Source organism: Mesorhizobium sp. M0676 (assembly GCF_040320535.1).
In the GTDB taxonomy this organism is placed as follows: domain Bacteria; phylum Pseudomonadota; class Alphaproteobacteria; order Rhizobiales; family Rhizobiaceae; genus Mesorhizobium.
Window position 1 is genome coordinate 38,674 of record NZ_JAMYPU010000028.1, and the last position, 16,947, is coordinate 55,620.

General features: G+C 60.5%; 20 protein-coding genes and 1 pseudogene. 15 read left to right on the top strand and 6 right to left on the bottom strand.

Features of this window, described 5'->3' with window-relative positions; all coding sequences use genetic code 11:
• Nucleotides 1–583: 583 nt before the first annotated feature.
• The 5 genes from NKI35_RS25215 to hemP form a co-directional block, all read right to left on the bottom strand.
• Complete coding sequence (locus tag NKI35_RS25215; protein WP_023806333.1) at nt 584–1,195, bottom strand: nitrogen fixation protein NifQ; 612 nt, start codon at nt 1,193–1,195, stop codon at nt 584–586.
• A gap of 324 nt (nt 1,196–1,519) precedes the next feature.
• A complete protein-coding gene (locus NKI35_RS25220) occupies nt 1,520–1,720 on the bottom strand; it encodes a ferredoxin (protein ID WP_352461019.1) in 201 nt (66 codons plus the stop codon).
• Between the two features lie 40 nt (nt 1,721–1,760).
• A complete protein-coding gene (locus tag NKI35_RS25225; RefSeq protein WP_023727121.1) occupies nt 1,761–2,978 on the bottom strand; it encodes a cytochrome P450 in 1,218 nt (405 codons plus the stop codon).
• Nucleotides 2,979–3,821: 843 nt separating this feature from the next.
• Complete coding sequence (locus NKI35_RS25230) at nt 3,822–4,913, bottom strand: hemin-degrading factor (RefSeq protein WP_023672205.1); 1,092 nt, start codon at nt 4,911–4,913, stop codon at nt 3,822–3,824.
• A gap of 30 nt (nt 4,914–4,943) precedes the next feature.
• Nucleotides 4,944–5,084, bottom strand: coding sequence for a hemin uptake protein HemP (gene hemP / locus NKI35_RS25235; protein WP_352741731.1), 141 nt, complete (start codon nt 5,082–5,084; stop codon nt 4,944–4,946).
• Between the two features lie 500 nt (nt 5,085–5,584).
• Between hemP and NKI35_RS25240 the strand changes: the two genes are divergently transcribed.
• The 5 genes from NKI35_RS25240 to nifW all read left to right on the top strand — a co-directional run bounded on the left by NKI35_RS25240 (nt 5,585) and on the right by nifW (nt 9,125).
• Entirely contained in the window at nt 5,585–5,905 is a 321-nt protein-coding gene (locus NKI35_RS25240) for a HesB/IscA family protein (RefSeq protein WP_023672207.1), read from the top strand.
• 178 nt (nt 5,906–6,083) lie between these two features.
• The gene (locus NKI35_RS25245) at nt 6,084–6,311 is read left to right on the top strand and encodes a hypothetical protein (protein WP_023702839.1); all 228 of its coding nucleotides are present in this window, start codon (nt 6,084–6,086) and stop codon (nt 6,309–6,311) included.
• A 36-nt stretch (nt 6,312–6,347) separates the two neighbouring features.
• Nucleotides 6,348–7,514: a cysteine desulfurase NifS gene (nifS, locus tag NKI35_RS25250; protein ID WP_023706367.1), complete on the top strand. Its 1,167-nt coding sequence runs from the start codon at nt 6,348–6,350 to the stop codon at nt 7,512–7,514.
• Nucleotides 7,515–7,539: 25 nt separating this feature from the next.
• On the top strand, nt 7,540–8,748 hold the full coding sequence (gene nifV, locus NKI35_RS25255; RefSeq protein ID WP_023727119.1) for a homocitrate synthase: 1,209 nt from the start codon (nt 7,540–7,542) through the stop codon (nt 8,746–8,748).
• Nucleotides 8,745–9,125: a nitrogenase stabilizing/protective protein NifW gene (gene nifW / locus NKI35_RS25260; protein WP_023806338.1), complete on the top strand. Its 381-nt coding sequence runs from the start codon at nt 8,745–8,747 to the stop codon at nt 9,123–9,125. The genes nifV and nifW overlap by 4 nt, the downstream gene beginning before the upstream one ends.
• 52 nt (nt 9,126–9,177) lie before the next feature.
• Here the strand turns inward: nifW and NKI35_RS25265 are convergent, their stop codons facing one another.
• On the bottom strand, nt 9,178–9,387 hold the full coding sequence (locus NKI35_RS25265; protein ID WP_198029010.1) for a hypothetical protein: 210 nt from the start codon (nt 9,385–9,387) through the stop codon (nt 9,178–9,180).
• Here NKI35_RS25265 and NKI35_RS25270 point away from each other — a divergent pair.
• The 10 genes and pseudogenes from NKI35_RS25270 (at nt 9,311) to NKI35_RS25315 (ending at nt 16,917) form a co-directional block, all read left to right on the top strand.
• The gene (locus NKI35_RS25270; protein ID WP_023672212.1) at nt 9,311–10,162 is read left to right on the top strand and encodes an electron transfer flavoprotein subunit beta/FixA family protein; all 852 of its coding nucleotides are present in this window, start codon (nt 9,311–9,313) and stop codon (nt 10,160–10,162) included. The genes NKI35_RS25265 and NKI35_RS25270 overlap by 77 nt on opposite strands.
• Nucleotides 10,163–10,179: 17 nt before the next feature.
• Nucleotides 10,180–11,289: an electron transfer flavoprotein subunit alpha/FixB family protein gene (locus NKI35_RS25275; RefSeq protein ID WP_023685019.1), complete on the top strand. Its 1,110-nt coding sequence runs from the start codon at nt 10,180–10,182 to the stop codon at nt 11,287–11,289.
• 10 nt (nt 11,290–11,299) lie between these two features.
• Nucleotides 11,300–12,607: an FAD-binding protein gene (locus tag NKI35_RS25280; protein ID WP_023712672.1), complete on the top strand. Its 1,308-nt coding sequence runs from the start codon at nt 11,300–11,302 to the stop codon at nt 12,605–12,607.
• 11 nt (nt 12,608–12,618) lie between these two features.
• The gene (locus tag NKI35_RS25285) at nt 12,619–12,918 is read left to right on the top strand and encodes a ferredoxin family protein (protein WP_023750031.1); all 300 of its coding nucleotides are present in this window, start codon (nt 12,619–12,621) and stop codon (nt 12,916–12,918) included.
• Between the two features lie 359 nt (nt 12,919–13,277).
• Nucleotides 13,278–13,432 (top strand): annotated as a pseudogene (locus tag NKI35_RS25290) (helix-turn-helix domain-containing protein); the annotation flags it as partial.
• A 226-nt stretch (nt 13,433–13,658) separates the two neighbouring features.
• On the top strand, nt 13,659–15,137 hold the full coding sequence (nifB, locus tag NKI35_RS25295; RefSeq protein WP_352741732.1) for a nitrogenase cofactor biosynthesis protein NifB: 1,479 nt from the start codon (nt 13,659–13,661) through the stop codon (nt 15,135–15,137).
• A gap of 31 nt (nt 15,138–15,168) precedes the next feature.
• Nucleotides 15,169–15,363 (top strand): 4Fe-4S dicluster domain-containing protein, encoded by a 195-nt coding sequence (locus NKI35_RS25300; RefSeq protein WP_023672218.1) that lies wholly within the window; start codon nt 15,169–15,171, stop codon nt 15,361–15,363.
• 98 nt (nt 15,364–15,461) lie between these two features.
• On the top strand, nt 15,462–15,782 hold the full coding sequence (locus NKI35_RS25305; RefSeq protein ID WP_352741733.1) for a nitrogen fixation protein NifZ: 321 nt from the start codon (nt 15,462–15,464) through the stop codon (nt 15,780–15,782).
• The gene (gene nifT, locus NKI35_RS25310) at nt 15,779–15,991 is read left to right on the top strand and encodes a putative nitrogen fixation protein NifT (RefSeq protein WP_023807985.1); all 213 of its coding nucleotides are present in this window, start codon (nt 15,779–15,781) and stop codon (nt 15,989–15,991) included. Before NKI35_RS25305 ends, nifT begins: the two co-directional genes overlap by 4 nt.
• 32 nt (nt 15,992–16,023) lie before the next feature.
• Complete coding sequence (locus NKI35_RS25315; RefSeq protein WP_352741734.1) at nt 16,024–16,917, top strand: SIR2 family NAD-dependent protein deacylase; 894 nt, start codon at nt 16,024–16,026, stop codon at nt 16,915–16,917.
• Nucleotides 16,918–16,947: the final 30 nt, after the last annotated feature.

A 16,947-nucleotide genomic window follows, 5' to 3' on the forward strand; every position in this document is an offset into this window, starting at 1 on the left:
AAACACGGTGACCATCAACCTACGGCCGCTGGTAACTGTCGACGTCGAGCATTTCGCCTGGTTGAAAGCTATGTGGCGCCGAAGCGGAAGAAACACTGCAGACCCCGTTTCCTAAAATCGTATCAGGGCATTAGCAGTGACGCCGAGCGGCCGCCGACCTATCGATTAACTCGATCCGGAGCCAGAGCGTTATAAAGGAGCAAACACGCCAGAAGTGAGATGACGCTGCCTAGCAGTTGGTCTGCCGTCAGGCCGGAAAAATAAACGAGATCGAACGCCAGTACAGCCATCGCTCTAGCCACTCATGAATTGGAAACCCTAACGAGCTGGTCACCAAGTCCGGCCTGCTCAAGATCGCGCAACGTGTCCTTCAACTCCTTGCGCTTGTAGCGATTGATGATGCCGGCTTAGGTTGTGGCGGCATCTAACAAACATTCGACTCGCGCCTGCCATGACGACGACCCGCCGAAGCGAGCATCGCGAGCGCACAGTATTCAAATCCCCCAAGGCCTCCGTCGAGATTTGACAACAGACATATGGCGTGGCGCGAGCTCTGACGCTGTACGACTGACGCAAGCGGCTCTCAATCCTGGGCGTTGTCCTTGGTCCGTGTGAGCCGGCTTTCGCCTTCCTCCGGGCCGAAGCAGCTTTCGAAATCATTACAGTCCCGGCAACTGGGGGAGCTGCACAGCGAAAAACCTTCGGCCTCGCAGAGCTTTCGGTAAAAGTATTTTTTCCATTTCATGTTTTGGGTGTTGCCGGCCGCCAGCGTCGGAAAATGCGAGGCGAGCAGGCGGCCGAGGTCGCTTCGACTAAAGAGGCCAAGGTCTTGCCAGAGGTGGTCATTGCGCATGGCACGCCGGGCGATGATCTTGGCGAAGCGGGCGCCTGCCTTGTCGTCGGGCCGGGCATGCGCCAGCAGCAGTCCGCGCAGAAGTTCTTCTTCCAGATCCGGCTCGGGCTCGCTCCCCTCTTCCAAGGCAAACGCGTTGATCGGAAAAGCAGGGAAACAGCGGACCAGGACATCGCGCAACTCGGCGCGTGAAAGTCCGGTTGCCTCCGTCGCCGTCGCCTCGCCGGCCTCGATCTCCTCGAGCGCACGTGAAAGCACACAGGCAAGCACATGCTGGTCGAACCTCCTCTCCAGCTGCGGCCATTGGCCGGTGCTGAGCCGGGCATAATGTTGGGCAAATATGGTGCGTTCTCCTGCTATGGTCCTATCAAATCATGCACAGACCCGGCCTGCCGCAACATGGGTCGGGCAGTTCTTCGGTGTGGCACTCCGGTCGCCTCGCGTCGAGTAGTCCGGCAATTCTCGTCTGGTCCATCGGCTCTGACGCAAATTGTGTGATTGGAAGAGTTGTTCGCGAACCCCTGCCCTGCCGTTTGCGCCTCACGGGGAACACTGGCGCCGGAAATGCCCCTGCAGAGTTGGACGTGAACCGTGCGGGACAGAGGTCGCGTGCTGAGTGCGGCCACATGGTTCAAGCCGCCAGACTCACGGTTGAATGAGGCCGATTCAAAACGCGCAGCGGGTGAGTTCCAGCGCACGTTCAGGACAGGATCGCGCGCCTCGTGATGCAGGCAGTTCCTCCCCTTCCGCAACTTCAATGTCACCAGGCAGGATGTAACCGTCATTATCGAGTTTAAAGATGTCCGGCGCTTGCGCCGCGCATCGCGCGTGGCCCTGGCATTTGGCCTTTTGGACGATGATGCGCATGGCGCTGCCTCCATTGTCTGTGCCCGGGCTCGGGGCGGGCCTAAGACCAGTCCAGGATCAAATTTTCGATCCCGAACACATGGCCGCCAGAAGTTATCGGCGCCGTACCCTGCTTGATCCTGAAAGCCGGGATGCGCGCCAGCCACTCCTCCAGGCCAATGACAATCTCGCGCCGGGCAAGGTGTGAGCCAAGGCAACGGTGGGGACCATAGCCAAACGCTGCGTGGCGGTTGTCCTCCCGCTCCAAATCAATCGTGTTGGGGCATTCGAATTCCGCCGGGTCACGATTGGCAATCATCGTGGCGCAGGAAACATAGTCCCCCTTCCGGATCGGCGCGCCTTCGAAGTCGATATCTTTCGTGGCCACGCGGATCAACTGAATGGGCGGATAGGCCCGCAGCAATTCTTCGGTTGCGAGCGGGATGCGGTCCGGTTCGCTCCGCAGCAATTGCTGATCTTTGAGGTTGCGTGCGAGGTACGCCAAGTCAAAGCCTATAGCTGCTGCGACCGTGTCGAGCCCAGCGACGAAGACAAGCACGCCGATGCCGCGGACTTGGGTGTCAGTCAGCCGGCGGCCCTCGACCTGTGCCTGCACTATAAAGGTCATGAAATCGTCAACCGCCTCATCGCGGCGCATGGCTGCAAGTTCGTCGATGAATGCCACGATCGTCCGGGCAGCCACAGGTCGTTCCTTATCGTCGCCGTGGAGCAGATCTTTCCCCCAGCCGACGAATGTATCGAGTCGGTCATCAGGCAACCCCAGAAAGCGAAGAAAGGTGCTCACCGCGAAAGGAAAGGCAAAATCCTTCATCACGTCGCAGCTTGTGCGCGACGCGGCGATCCTTTCGATCAGCTCGACCGCCCGTTCGCGGACAGCCGGTTCCAAAGCCAACACCCGCTTTGGCGAAAGCAGCGGATTAAGCAGTGAGCGAAAGACGCCATGGGCCGGTGGATCGAGCTCAAGCGGGATCGTCGGCCAGTTCTCACCCAGTATGGAGGAGAAGATGCTGCGATGGCTGGAAAAAGTCTCTGCGTCCTGCAGCACCTTCCGCTGGTCCGCGGCACGGGTGATGACCCAGGTACCCCGGCCATCTTGCGTGTTGTAGCGGGAGTAAAAGATCGGAGGCCCGTCATGTACGCAAGCGACAGCTGCGTGTGGATCCCCGTTGGGTGTTGGTGGCATCCCTGGCGATGTAAACAGGCTGAAGTCCCTCACCATTTCGGGCGGGACATGATCTGGAACGGGGTTGGTCGCCATTTTGTTTTCTCTACATTGGCGTTCATGGCTCAATTGAGATTGCACCGCTGTTCATAAAGTCGATTCCAGCATGGGCACGTCTCTTGTCGGGCGCCTTCTAGATTCTGTCGCCTGATACAGCCCACCTGCACCAGCGCGGATGAGATGGGTTGCGAAGTCGATCAGAGGGGCATCTCCGCCGCGCTCCGGTCGTGAAGCAAAGCGGCCGCTTCCCCGTTAGGGTTGAGAGACTGGTCAATCACCTCTGCCCTGCTGATCAAATTGTCGAAGCAAGTCGCGTGCCGGATAGGGTAGCCATGGCGGTGCACCAAGCAATGCCAGCCTGCGCTGGGTCTGCCGCTGATGATCACCTGTCCATCATTCTTATGACAACGTCCGACAACCGACATCCGTGGTCGGTTTTGTCGAGCCCGCGACATCGGGCTGTTCGGCTTGGCTGTTGCTGCACAGCCTGCCGGTCGACGAGCGAGTAGATCGCTCGCACGGCCCGGATTGAGCAATGACGCGATCCAGCGCAAGGATCGGGTGCGGTCCGAGAAGACCCGACGGCGCTTGCGCGAGACGATCGGAAATATCAAAAAGGTCAAGCCGCGCTTCGGTTCGGCGCTGATGGCGTATGCGTTTTATCGCTCGCAGGCGCTGCAAGGCTTTTCCGGCAGACGGCGATGCACTCGTGCGCACCGGTGCCGACCGGCGACCAGCTTGACTGTATAGATGCGGTCCATTCCGGCGTGCATCACCTGACCATGCGCATGCGCTACGACGGCATCCTTTCCGCTCATGGACCTAGATTTGCTCGCGAGCCGCTGTCGGAACGTGGTGCTGAGTCCTATCGCGGCCAATTCAATCCGAGGACCTGTCGGCAGTCAACACACCCCTGGAGGTCGGACCGGGAACGCGTGGCAGACTCTCGGCCAGAAACCGCCAGTCGCTGCCCTCGCGTTCGCCTTCCTTGCGCGTGCCGAAGAACTGGATGATCATCTTGCCGTCCGCGCCATAGGCTTCAATGGACGTAACGTGACCATCCCTCGTCGGCTTGCGCACGGCCCAGACCTCGCGGATGCGATGGGTCCTAAGATGCAGATGGAAGGTCTCTTCGAGCACATTGATCCGCGGCCCGATCTGCTTGACCGACCTGATCGGGCCGGAATGGATCTGAATGCAACCACGATTGCCGACAAAGCACATGATCGGCATCTCGTCTTCGGCCGCCTGTTGGAACAGGGCGCCAATGGCATCATTGTCGAGTAGCCAGGCGTCATCCTCGTCGGCCATACGCATCGCCTGGCAGCGGCTGAGCTTCAGTGTCTTCAACATATGGTAGAACTGATGCACGTCGCTTAGCCGGCCCCAGTGCTCGCGTAGGTCGTCGACCGTGGTGGCGTGGTCTGGACTCACTGCGTTATCGCGCGCCCCGCTCGCCTCGAGCGATATGATCGGCTCCTGGTCGGGGGATACAAGCTCTGCCGTCAGATCCTGATAGGCCTGCAGGTTCGAGGCGGGCGTGAGATGAGCTTTGTGCATCGCCTCGCCGGTGGCATCAAAGAATTGCAGGCTGCGGCGGATCTCGGCCCCCTCGCGCTTCTCGACGGCGAAGCCATACGCCCACGCTTTCGGGAAGATGCGCAGGTCGATCTCGTCGCCGAGCAGTATGGCATGCTGGTTGCCGGTGACCACTTTGCCGTAGACGCCAATCTTTTGGTGCACGGCACTTTCGTTGCTGGTGACCGCCATCACCTCGCCGACCGCTTCGAGGCCGGTCAGCAGATCATCGACGCGCGGCTCGATGCGCACCGCGCCGTGACCACAATGCGCCGCGACCAACTCGGCTTCCGAAATGCCCAATCGAGCGGCGAGATCATGCTCCCGGATCTTCGGATTGTCTTTGCACGCCCGCCGGATTTCGTCGGGCGACGGTTTCTCGCGTTGGTCCATGCTTACCCCTGTTTCTACGACGTGTGAGGATCATCTGCCCTGCCCGGGAATCTTCAGCCGATAAGGCGCGCCGAAATGCTCGATCCTGATCTGCTGCTGGCCCATGAACAAGGTGTCGCTGGACAGCGTGCGCACGGCGTCGCACCGATGCGAAAACTGGCGAGCAGCCACATGCCGATGGCATCCCATCGAGCCGGTCGGCGGCTACTGGGCGGTGGTGAGCCAGTATGGATGTTGTCGCAATCGGCCAAGCGGGCATTCGGATGCCACGAGCGGCGCTGCTTTGCCAACAACGCGTATCTGACCACGGTCCTGACATGTTACTCCCTTGCTTCGCCCCATCCATCGCGATGGCACCCACGGCATGGTTGTGGATCGGCATGCTCTTGCCGTCTCGCCAAACGGAGCTTCAAAAACCGTGCCAATTGCGCCGAGGCAAGCTCAGAAGAAGTTCTGTCCTTGGTGATGTGAGTTCACCCAAGAACTCAGGCCAACATCCCTCGTGCCGGACCCGACAAACCCGACAGCACGTGTCGATTGGCCGACACCTTATCAGCAATCAAGAGGCACCAGTGCGAGAGATGCCGCGCTGTGTTGAAACGTTTTTTGGCTTTGGCACGGTGCATGCAACGTGATGGGCAAGCAGGTCGCGGACTGAGGAGAATGGAGCCATGATTACGCTCACCGACAACGCTGTTGCCGCCTTCAAGACTGCTCTTTGCCGTGCCAGCGAGCCGGCGGAAGGCTTTCGCATTATGGTCGAGGCCGGCGGCTGCGCAGGCTTCAAATACTTAATGGGCCTGGAGAGCGTGTCGCGCGAGGGCGACGCGATCACTGACACAGATGGGGTCAAGCTGTTCGTGGACGCGGGCTCCCAACCCCATGTAGCCGGCATGACCGTCGACTTCCTCACCGGGCTCCAATCTTCCGGTTTTGTCTTCGATAACCCCAATGCGCGCGAAAAGTGCGGCTGCGGCAAGTCCTTCAGTTAAACGCCCGAAGCGCCTGTGCGGCCGACAGAGTGATTTTGCGGCAGAGGAGACTTATATGGCCGGCACAACAGATGCCCCCGTCCTAAAAAACAAGACAAGGTCAAAGCCGATCTCGGGACCGCCATTCGCTCCCAGTAGGATTCAAAGAACGTCGCCTCCCGAAGCAGCTCGGTTCCTGGTGGCACCCGAGCTGCTTGCGGACAAATCGCGCCGCTGCGCCAAATTCGGCTCATCGGTAGCGTTATCGCGTTCGGGCGTCCTTACCTGCCGGCTGACCTACGGCCACTGCGAACATGTCCATATCGACGGAGATCCGGTTTACGTCAAACACTCCGGGCGCCTGCGCGCGCTGCCAGTTCAAATGATCATCAACGGCATGCGCCAGAGGCTCAACGAGTCGGTCTAGCGCTCGCGTCATTCTGTTTAACTGAGGATCGCACCTATGAAGCCTGTCTACCTCGACAACAACGCAACCACACGGGTCGATCCTGAGGTCGTGCAAGCGATGTTGCCGTTCTTTAGGGATCAATTCGGCAACCCTTCGTCGGCACACGCTCTTGGCGCCTCAGTCAGTGCGGCGGTGAGAAAGGCGCGGAGGCAGTTGCAAGCTCTGATCGGCGCGGAGTTCGAGGATGAGATCACTTTCACCTCGGGTGGGACAGAAAGCGACAATGCAGCGCTTCTTTCAGCGCTCGAGGCGGCGCCCAACCGGACCGAGATCGTGACGTCCGCGGTCGAGCATCCCGCCGTGCTGACGCTCTGCGCGCATCTTGAGAAGACCCGCCGCCTCAAGGTGCACAGGATCCCGGTGGATTGCCGTGGTCGGCTCGATCTCGACGCCTATATGGCCGCCCTAACCCCACAGGTTGCAATCGTGTCAATAATGTGGGCGAACAACGAGACTGGTGTGATCTTCCCCGTGACAAGGCTTTCCGAGTTGGCCAAGGAAGTGGGCGCCCTATTCCATACCGATGCTGTGCAGGCGGTCGGCAAGCTTCCGATGGACCTGAAGTCGACCGCAATCGACATGCTGTCGCTCTCCGGCCACAAGCTGCACGGGCCGAAAGGGATCGGTGCGCTTTTCGTAAAACGTGGCGTCGATTTCCATTCGCTGATCAAGGGGGGTCACCAAGAGCACAACCGGCGTGCTGGCACCGAGAATACGCCCGGCATAGCCGGGCTCGGCACGGCGGCCGAACTCGCCTTGAAATTCATGGACGACGAGACCACACGGGTAAAGTCGCTCCGCGATCGCCTGGAGGGCGGGATCCTCCAGCGCATCCCAAGCACCTGTGTCACTGGTGATCCCTTGCAACGGTTGCCCAACACCGCAAACATCTCCTTCGAACATGTCGAAAGTGATGGAATTCCACTTCTCCTCAGCCGCATTGGCATCGCGTGTTCCTCTGGCTCGGCCTGCACCTCCGGGTCTCTGGAACCAAGCCATGTCCTAAGCGCGATGAAAACGCCACACGCGGCAGTCCGCTTCTCCTTGGCGCGGGACAACAGCGAAGAGGACATCGACCGGGTGCTCGAGGTCATGCCGGGAATCGTGGGGAAGCTGCGCAGCTTTTCCGGTTCTGGGCCGGGTAGTCCGGTCTATGCGTGAGCCGCAGAAGAACAGGCTGCCTGTCATGACCGGTCATGTCTCCCTCAACGATACGACCTTGCGCGATGGCGAGCAGGCGCCGGGCGTCGCCTTCACCACGACGGAAAAGCTGGAGATCGCTGAGTCTCTTGCGGCGGCCGGCGTGACAGAGATCGAGATCGGCACGCCGGTCATGGGCGTCGACGAGATGGAAACAATTCGCGCCGTGGTAGCGCGGCGTCTTCCGGTTCGGCTCATGGCCTGGTGCCGGATGACGTCGTTGGATCTCGATGCAGCGATCGAGAGCGGCGTCCAAGCGGTCAATTTGTCGCTGCCTGCGTCGGACATCCAACTTGCCGCCAAGCTCGGCCTCGACAAGGCGGGAGCGCTCCAGGTCATCGATCATATGGTCAGGCGCGCCGCCGATGCCGGCTTCTTCGTCGCGGTGGGCTGCGAGGATGCCTCGCGGGCCAATCGGGATCATCTCGCCCGCGTCATCGAGACGGCCGCACGCGCCGGCGCAAGCCGCGTGAGGCTGGCCGACACAGTCGGTGTTCTCGACCCGTTTTCGACCTTCGAACTTGTCGCCCAGCTCGTGGTGCAGTCTCCAATCGACCTTGAATTTCATGCGCACAACGATCTCGGACTTGCTGGCGCCAACACGCTGGCTGCGATCCGCGCAGGCGCGCGCCATGCCTCCGTCACCGTCCTGGGGCTCGGCGAGCGTGCGGGCAATGCCGCGCTGGAGGAGGTGGCCGCCGCAATGGCAGTCTTCGACGGCGCAGACACCGGCATTGAGCTGACCGCATTGCCCGGCCTCGCCGCCCAGGTGGCTTGGGCCGCCCGCCGGCAGACCGCAGCCACTAAGCCGGTCGTCGGCGCCGATGTTTTCACCCACGAATCCGGCATTCACGTCGCAGGGCTGCTGAAGGACTCGCGTACTTATCAGGGGCTCGATCCGACTCTCGTGGGCCGCTGCCGGCGGATCGTCATCGGCAAGCATTCCGGCGCCACTGCGATTGCCCATGTGCTGAGCGAAAGCGGTCGCGATCTCGACCCGGATCTGGCAGCCGCGATGGTGGCCCGCGTCCGACGCGAGGCGGCCGAGACCAAATCGACCGTCACTGCAACTCGACTGGTCGAGCTCTACGATGGAATGTGCAGCGAGGCATCTCTCATCGAGCTGTGCGGGTCCAAGTCAGCCGTGCGCGAGCGCACAGAGGCCACAGTTTTGCGACCAGGAAGAATGCAATGAATTGTTCCGCTGACAGCCGCCCCATGGATGTCACCGACATCCTCGCACGACTGAAGCGCTTGTCGGCTGCAGAGGAATTCTTCTCAGTCCTAGGCGTCGCCTATGACCCGAAGGTACTGAATGTCTCGCGGCTCCATATCCTGAAGCGTGTGGGCCAATACCTCGCCGAAGAAGATTTCTCCGGTCTGCCCGACCAGGTGATTGCCGCGAGGGTGCGCGCAACGCTCGAACGAGCTTACGAGGACTTTGCGATTTCCTCGCCGCTCACGCATCGGATTTTCAAGGTGCTCAAGGACCACGATCCGAACAAACCTGCCGCGCCGGGTCACACCTTTGTTCCGTTCGACTCGGTACTGAAGCGGTTCGGACGGGAATGATCGGCGACAAGGGTGCGACGCGACAATGTCGAGCAGCCGCCAAATCCGGTCATCACCACAGCGCCGTCAGAAGCAACCAGCCGAAGTTGTAGGAAAGGGGGAGCGCAAGAGACTTGGCACGAATAATGCGGACAAAGGAGATAACCGCAATGCCGGACCCGGACACGAGCCTAGAGAAACCGCCAATGCACATCGTAATCTGCATCAAGCAGGTGCCGGACTCGGCACAGATAAGGGTCCATCCGGTCACGAACACGATCATGCGCCAGGGTGTTCCGACCATCATCAACCCTTACGACCTGTTCGCCCTCGAAGAAGCGCTCAGACTGCGCGACGCCCATGGTGGCGAAGTCACTGTGCTCACCATGGGTCCGCCCATGGCAGAGGACGCGCTGCGCAAGGCGCTCGGTTACGGCGCCGACCGAGCGGTGCTCTTGACCGACCGCTATTTTGCCGGCTCCGACACGCTGGCAACCTCGTTCGCCCTTTCCCAGGCAATCGCGAAGATTGGCGAGACGTTCGGCACGCCAGACCTCGTCTTCACCGGCAAGCAGACGATCGATGGCGACACCGCCCAGGTCGGGCCCGGCATCGCCAAGCGCCTCGGACTCCTGCAACTGACCTATGTCGCGAAGATCCCTTCTGTCGACCTTGCTGCACGCGAGATCAAGGTCGAGCGCCGTTCCGAAGGCGGCACACAGATGCTGAAGAGCAGGCTCCCTTGCCTCATCACCATGCTGGAAGGCACAAACGAGATCCGCCGGGGCTCGATCCAGGACGCCTTGTGCGCCGCGCGCAGCCAGGTCTTGAAATGGAGCGCGGCCGACGCCGGCATTGAGGATCTCACCAAATGCGGCCTGCGCGGTTCACCGACCGTCGTCAAACGTGTTTTCGCCCCTCCTGCTCGAGCTGAAAAGGCGGCACAAATCGACACCGCCGAGAAGGCCTTGCGCGATGTCGCTGACGAACTCATCACCGCAATCTTCACCCGCCAGCCGGCGCTGGAACATGAGCTCGCCTTTAACGGCGGCGCGTGACGGCAAGGAGCAAAACGATGTCGACCGCGAACGGAGAAACCCCTCGCCCTGCCGCCGGCCGCGCCGGCATAAAGAAGGAGTTGCCCGCCCATTTCAAGGACTATCGGCACGTTTGGGTTTTCATCGAGCTCGAACGTGGCGAGGTCCATCCGGTATCATTCGAACTGCTCGGCGAAGGCCGGAACTTAGCAGACAAGCTTCAGGTCCAGCTTGCAGGCGTCGTGCTTGGACCGCCGGGAGAGGCCGTCGGGAACGCCGTTGCCGAAGCATTCGCGTATGGCGCTGACCTTGTCTACATCGCCGAGGCGCCCCTGCTCGCCGACTATCGGAATGAACCTTTCACCAAGGCGCTGACGGATCTGGTCGATACCCACAAACCCGAAATCCTTCTTCTCGGTGCCACCACACTGGGCAGGGATCTTGCCGGCTCCGTGGCGACGACCTTGCAGACGGGGCTCACGGCCGACTGCACCGAACTCGATGTGGATACCGACAGTTCGCTCGCCGCCACGCGTCCGACTTTCGGCGGTTCCTTGTTGTGCACGATCTATACGCTCAATTTCCGCCCGCAGATGGCGACCGTGCGGCCGAGGGTCATGCCCATGCCGCAGCGGACGGATAAACCGGTCGGGCGTGTCATCCGGCACAAGCTTTCGCTTGCCGAGGACGAGATCGCTACCAAAGTCCTCGGCTTCCTGCCGGACAATCAGTCGGCGAAGGCAAACCTTGCCTATGCCGACGTCGTGGTTGCGGGAGGCCTTGGTCTTGGCGCGGCGGAGAACCTGCAGCTTGTGAAGAACCTCGCACGAGCAATCGGCGCCGAGCACGGCTGTTCGCGTCCGTTGGTCCAGAAGAGCTGGATGCCAGCTGATCGGCAGATCGGCCAAACTGGCAAGACGATCCGGCCGAAGCTTTACATAGCGGCCGGGATTTCCGGCGCCGTCCAGCATCGGGTTGGCGTGGAGGGGGCGGATCTCATCGTGGCCATCAACACCGACCCGAACGCGCCGATTTTCGATTTCGCTCACCTCGGAATCGTCACCGACGCGATCCGCTTCCTGCCCGCACTGACGGAAGCCTTCACCCGGCGGCTGTCGCCCCACAGTCGCGATAAGCTTTCGAGCTAAGGGGATGGACATGATCGAGGAAAACTTCGACGCCATTGTTGTTGGGGCAGGCATGTCCGGAAACGCAGCTGCTTACACCATGGCCAGCCATGGCCTGAAGGTGCTGCAGTTGGAGCGGGGTGAATATCCGGGCTCCAAAAATGTCCAGGGTGCCATCATGTACGCGAACATGCTGGAGAAGATCATCCCGGATTTCCGGGATGATGCGCCTCTCGAGCGGCATTTGGTTGAACAGCGGCTTTGGGTCATGGACGACACATCCCATACCGGGATTCACTATAGGTCGGACGACTTCAATGAGGCGAAGCCCAACCGATACACGATCATCCGTGCCCAGTTCGATAAATGGTTTTCGCGTAAGGTGCGCGCCGCCGGCGCGACCGTTCTGTGCGAGACGACCGTGACGGAACTCATCCGTGATGCCAATGACAGGGTGATCGGCGTCCGCACAGACCGGGCGGGCGGAGCCATCTACGCGGACGTGGTCGTTCTCGCAGAAGGTGTCTGCGGACTGCTTGGCACTCGAGCCGGCCTGCGCGAGATGCCAAAGCCGCAAACCGTGGCCCTCGCCGTCAAGGAAATGCATTTCTTGCCCGAAGAGGTCATTGAGCAGCGGTTCGGCGTAAAGGGCGATGAGGGCTGCGTGATCGAGGCGGTGGGCACGACCTCCCGCAGCATGGCCGGGCTCGGCTTCCTCTATACCAACAAGGAGTCCATCTCACTGGGCATTGGCTGCCTCGTCTCCGATTTTGCCGCGATGGTCGAGAGCCCCTACGTTCTCCTTGATGCCTTGAAGAGCCATCCTTCGATCCGTCCGCTGATCGCCGGCTCGGAAGTGAAAGAATATTCCGCACACCTCATTCCCGAAGGCGGCTACAAGGCTATTCCGCAGCTCTTTGGCGATGGTTGGGTCGTGGTCGGCGATGCCGCGCAACTGAACAACGCCATTCACCGCGAGGGTTCGAACCTCGCCATGACCTCCGGCCGCATTGCGGCTGAGGCAATCGTCGAGGTCAAGAGCCGCAACGGTCCGATGAACAAACGGAATCTCGCCCTTTACAAAGCCATGCTGGACAAGTCCTTCGTGGTCAAGGACCTGAGGAAATACAAAGACATGCCGGCCTTGCTCCACACCAATTCATGCAATTATTTCACGACTTATCCGCGGTTGATGTCGCAAGCTGCGCAGAACTTCATGCGTGTCGACGGCACGCCGAAGATCGAGAAGGAAAAGGCGACCACGGCGGCCTTCATCAAGGCGCGCTCGCGCTGGGGGCTGGTCAGCGACGCGGTCCGCCTTGCATTGGCGTGGCGCTGAGGGGAGACGAAATGACCAGCGCAGCGACGAAGTCACGTGTCGAGGACAAGCTTTACCAGAACCGCTACTTGGTGGATTCCGGCCGCCCGCACATCAAAGTGCGACCGCACCAGAAGCCGAGCGCGAATTTGCTCGCGCTGACCCACGTCTGCCCGGCGAAATGTTATGAGTTGAACGACAAGGGTCAAGTGGAGATCACTGCCGACGGCTGCATGGAGTGCGGCACCTGCCGGATTTTGTGCGGGACGAGTGGTGAGATCGAGTGGAACTATCCACGCGGCGGTTTCGGAATCCTCTTTAAATTCGGATGACCGGCGCACGCATGCCCTAAGCAGATACCGCGCTCAGGGACTCTACGATATGTGAAGGTGCTGACCGCCCCAAGCGAGCTGGAGATTACGCTCGCCATACGCTGGCCAATTGTCGTGAACGTCCTGCCCACGTTTCTGCAGACGCGTGATGGAGAAGTCGTCGTCTGGACGCTGAAGGAGAGCCGGAGATTGCCGCCACTGCCGGCAATACCCTCGCACCTCAATCAGGCACTCGCCGCCTCATACCACAGGCTGTAACAGATCGAGCGGATTGCGGCTGCCGGCCAGTCGCATCGGCGCCTCCGCAGCAAGGTATCTCCCCTTACGGCCAGCGTCCGAACCATGCCGCTTGTCGCCCGCATCTGACGGAACGCTAGTCGCTGATCGACGCGATTGACAAGGCCGGTTGGGTTTTGCCAGGGCGGCTCGTATCCTTGGCCTCACGCCCTGGAAAATCGGCTACGCCCTGCGCCGGCATGGTATCAAGGTTAAGAAATTCGGGACGTCGCGATGACGTCAAGCGTAAGCAGCCCGGAGTGGTCTCGCTCACACTCTGCGCGCCCGAGGCTGCTAGCCTCGCGACCCTATTTGCTTGTCCACTGTCGTAAGCCCGACAGGTGTGTCGGAGCAATCCGAAGGAATCTGACACGGGAACCCTATTCATGAACCGAAACAGCTCTTTGGGCTGGGCATAGCTCTTGCGCTTTGAACTGCGACATCACGCAGCAACGGAGCCGTTCATGTCCGCACCGGCAATTTCGCTTGAGAGCCTCAGCACGACATTCGGTGACCAGTTGCTTGGCACCATGAAACCCGGGGGCTGCGCGTCTTCGTCCTGCGGCTCGTCGACAAAGCCCGACGACACGGATCCGGCTGTCTGGGAGAAGATCAAGGATCACCCCTGCTTTTCAGAAGAGGCGCATCATTATTTCGCCCGCATGCACGTCGCGGTCGCGCCGGGCTGCAACATCCAGTGCAACTACTGCAATCGCAAATATGACTGCGCCAACGAAAGCCGGCCTGGGGTGGCCTCTGAAAAGCTGACGCCCGACCAGGCGCTACGCAAGGTGATCGCGGTCGCCAACGAGGTGCCGCAGCTTTCCGTGCTCGGCATCGCCGGACCGGGCGACGCCTGCTACGACTGGAAGAAGACCAAGGAGACCTTCGCCCGGGTCGCCAGGGAAATCCCAGACATCAAGTTTTGCATATCCACGAATGGGCTGGCGCTGCCCGACCATGTCGATGAGCTTGCTGACATGAATGTCGATCACGTGACGATCACGATCAACATGGTCGACCCTGAGGTCGGTGCAAAGATCTATCCTTGGATCTTTCACGATCATCGCCGCTACGTCGGCATTGAAGCCACCCGGATCCTGCACCAGCGGCAGATGTTGGGCCTGGAGATGCTTACCGCGCGGGGCATCCTCACCAAAATCAACTCGGTGGTGATCCCGGGCGTGAACGATGAGCATCTGATCGAGGTGAATAGATGGGTTAAGGAGCGAGGCGCGTTCCTGCACAACCTTATGTCGCTGATTTCGGACCCGGCACACGGCACGCATTACGGACTGAGCGGGCAGCGCGGCCCAAACGCAATGGAGATGAAGGCTCTTCAGGATCGTGTCGAAGGTGGCGCCCAGTTGATGCGGCACTGCCGGCAGTGCCGGGCAGATGCCGTGGGCCTGCTCGGAGAAGATCGTGGCCAGGAATTCACAGTCGACCGGATTCCCGGCGAGGTCACCTACGATGCCAGCAAACGCAAGGCCTATCGGGAGCTGGTCGCGGAGGAGCGCCGTGATCACGTCGAGGCTAGGAGAGAAGCGATCGGATTGGTCAAGGCAGCGAGCCGCGGCAAGTCCCTTCTCTTCGCGGTGGCGACCAAGGGCGGCGGCCGCGTCAATGAGCATTTCGGCCATGCGAAGGAATTCCAGGTTTATCAAGCCTCGCTGAAAGGGATCAGCTTCGTCGGGCATCGGAAGGTGGACAAGTATTGCCTCGGCGGCTGGGGCGCAGAAGCCGCCCTCGATGGCGTCATCGCAGCGCTTCAAGGCATAGATATCGTGCTGTGCGCCAAGATCGGAAATTGCCCGCAGGATCAGCTCGCGGAGGCTGGAATCAGAGCCACCGACGCCTGTGCCCATGACTATATCGACACAGCAATCAGCGCGATTTACATCGCCGCGTCTGGGACCCCCACACTCGCGGCGACGGCCTGAGCTGTCTCATTCATTCGGACCAGGAGTTAAAATGGCTTTCAAGATCATCGCATCCCAATGCACCCAATGCGGCGCCTGCGAATTCGAATGTCCTTCCGGCGCGATCAAGTTCAAAGGCGAGAGCTACGTGATCGAGTCACAGAAGTGCACCGAATGCGAGGGGGTCTTCGATGCGCAGCAATGTGCCTCGGTATGTCCGGTGCCGAAGACCTGCGTTCCTGCGTAACGGACATTGGACTGCCGACATGGTTGGGGGCTGCCTACGCAGGACGCCTGGAACGCCTTGTTCGCAATCTCAGCCGCAAGAGAAATGAGGGAACGGACATGTCGCTCGGACCCGAAGAGGAGATCGAAATCCGCAGGCCTCCACGATTCATGCCGGGAGAGCGGGTACGTGCCACTCGCCACATAAAGAATGACGGCACCTATCCTGGCAGGGAGATCGGCGAAAATCTCGTGCGGAAGGGGGACGAGGGATATGTGCGCGACATTGGCACCTTTCTCCAGCAGTTCTTCATCTATGCGGTCGAGTGGATCGACCGTGGCACCGTCGTCGGTATGCGAGCGCGTGAACTGATGAGCCTCGACAAGGCCGAGGCGCCCTGCAGTGCTGAAGGCAATACCAATGAAGGGACGGCCAGATGAAAGTCATGATCCGCAGGACCGATGCTGGTTTGTCGGCGTATGTCCCCAAAAAGGACCTCGAAGAGCCGATCATCAAACTCGAGAAGGAAGAGTTGTGGGGCGGAACGGTCACGCTCAGGAACGGGTGGCGGCTCCTCCTACCCGATCTCCCACGTGATACGCGTCTGCCGATCACCGTCGAGGCAAGGAAGATTTCCGAAGAGGGCTGATGCTGCCCCTAGGTGCGTCGCGAGGAAACGAGATGAACACGATCCAGACATCGGGCCACCTCGTCATTGTGCGGGACAGTTTTGCTGAAAAGCTGCTTGACCTGGCGAAGGGAGCGCTCGCCGCCGATGAGGTGATCCCCTATCTCGGTCCGGGTCTTCTTGAGTTGAACTGTGTGGAACCGCCTGTGCCGCATACCCCGGAGGTTGTTGCCGCGGCACTCAACGCACGGGCTCCTGCCCCTTCCAGGATCCGCACCAATATGTGGTCGGTTGCGCAGTTCATCGAACAGCGCCGGCATCGCCGGACCCTTCAAGCTTGGATGACCGACATATTCGCAGCGCCGGTGGGGCCGACCCCCTTCCACGCCTGGCTCGCAAGGCTGCCACTCTCCCTCATCATCGACAGCTGGTATGACAGCGCGATGCGCACGGCTCTGGTAGAGACGGGCCGAACGGACGTCGTTGAGATACAAGGCGTCACGCGCGCGAATGAAATCGGCAACATTTGGACGAAAACCTACGATTTGTCCGGGAGGGAGCTCGACCGCCGATTGGGGGCCAAGACGGTTCTCTATTCACCTCACGGGAGTATTACGCCCGCGCAAAACTTTCTCGTCGCAGATTCCGACTACGTCGAAGTCCTGTCCGAAATTGATATCCAGACACCGATCCCAGACGCTGTGAAGGAACGGCGCATTACCCGTGGATTTTTCTTCGTTGGCTGCCGCTTCAACGATCAGATGCTGCGCACCTACGCCAGACAGATCATGAAGCGCTCCCGCGGTCCCTATTGCACCGTAATGGACGCGGAAACCCTGACCAGAAACGAAGCGCGTTTCCTTGCGGCAAGCGGAATCACGGTGATCGACATGCCACTAAGTAAAGCGGCGGCTCGGCTTGTGGGAACGGGCACGGCTGCAGGTTGAGGACGGGATTAACAATGGCGGATGCCTTTG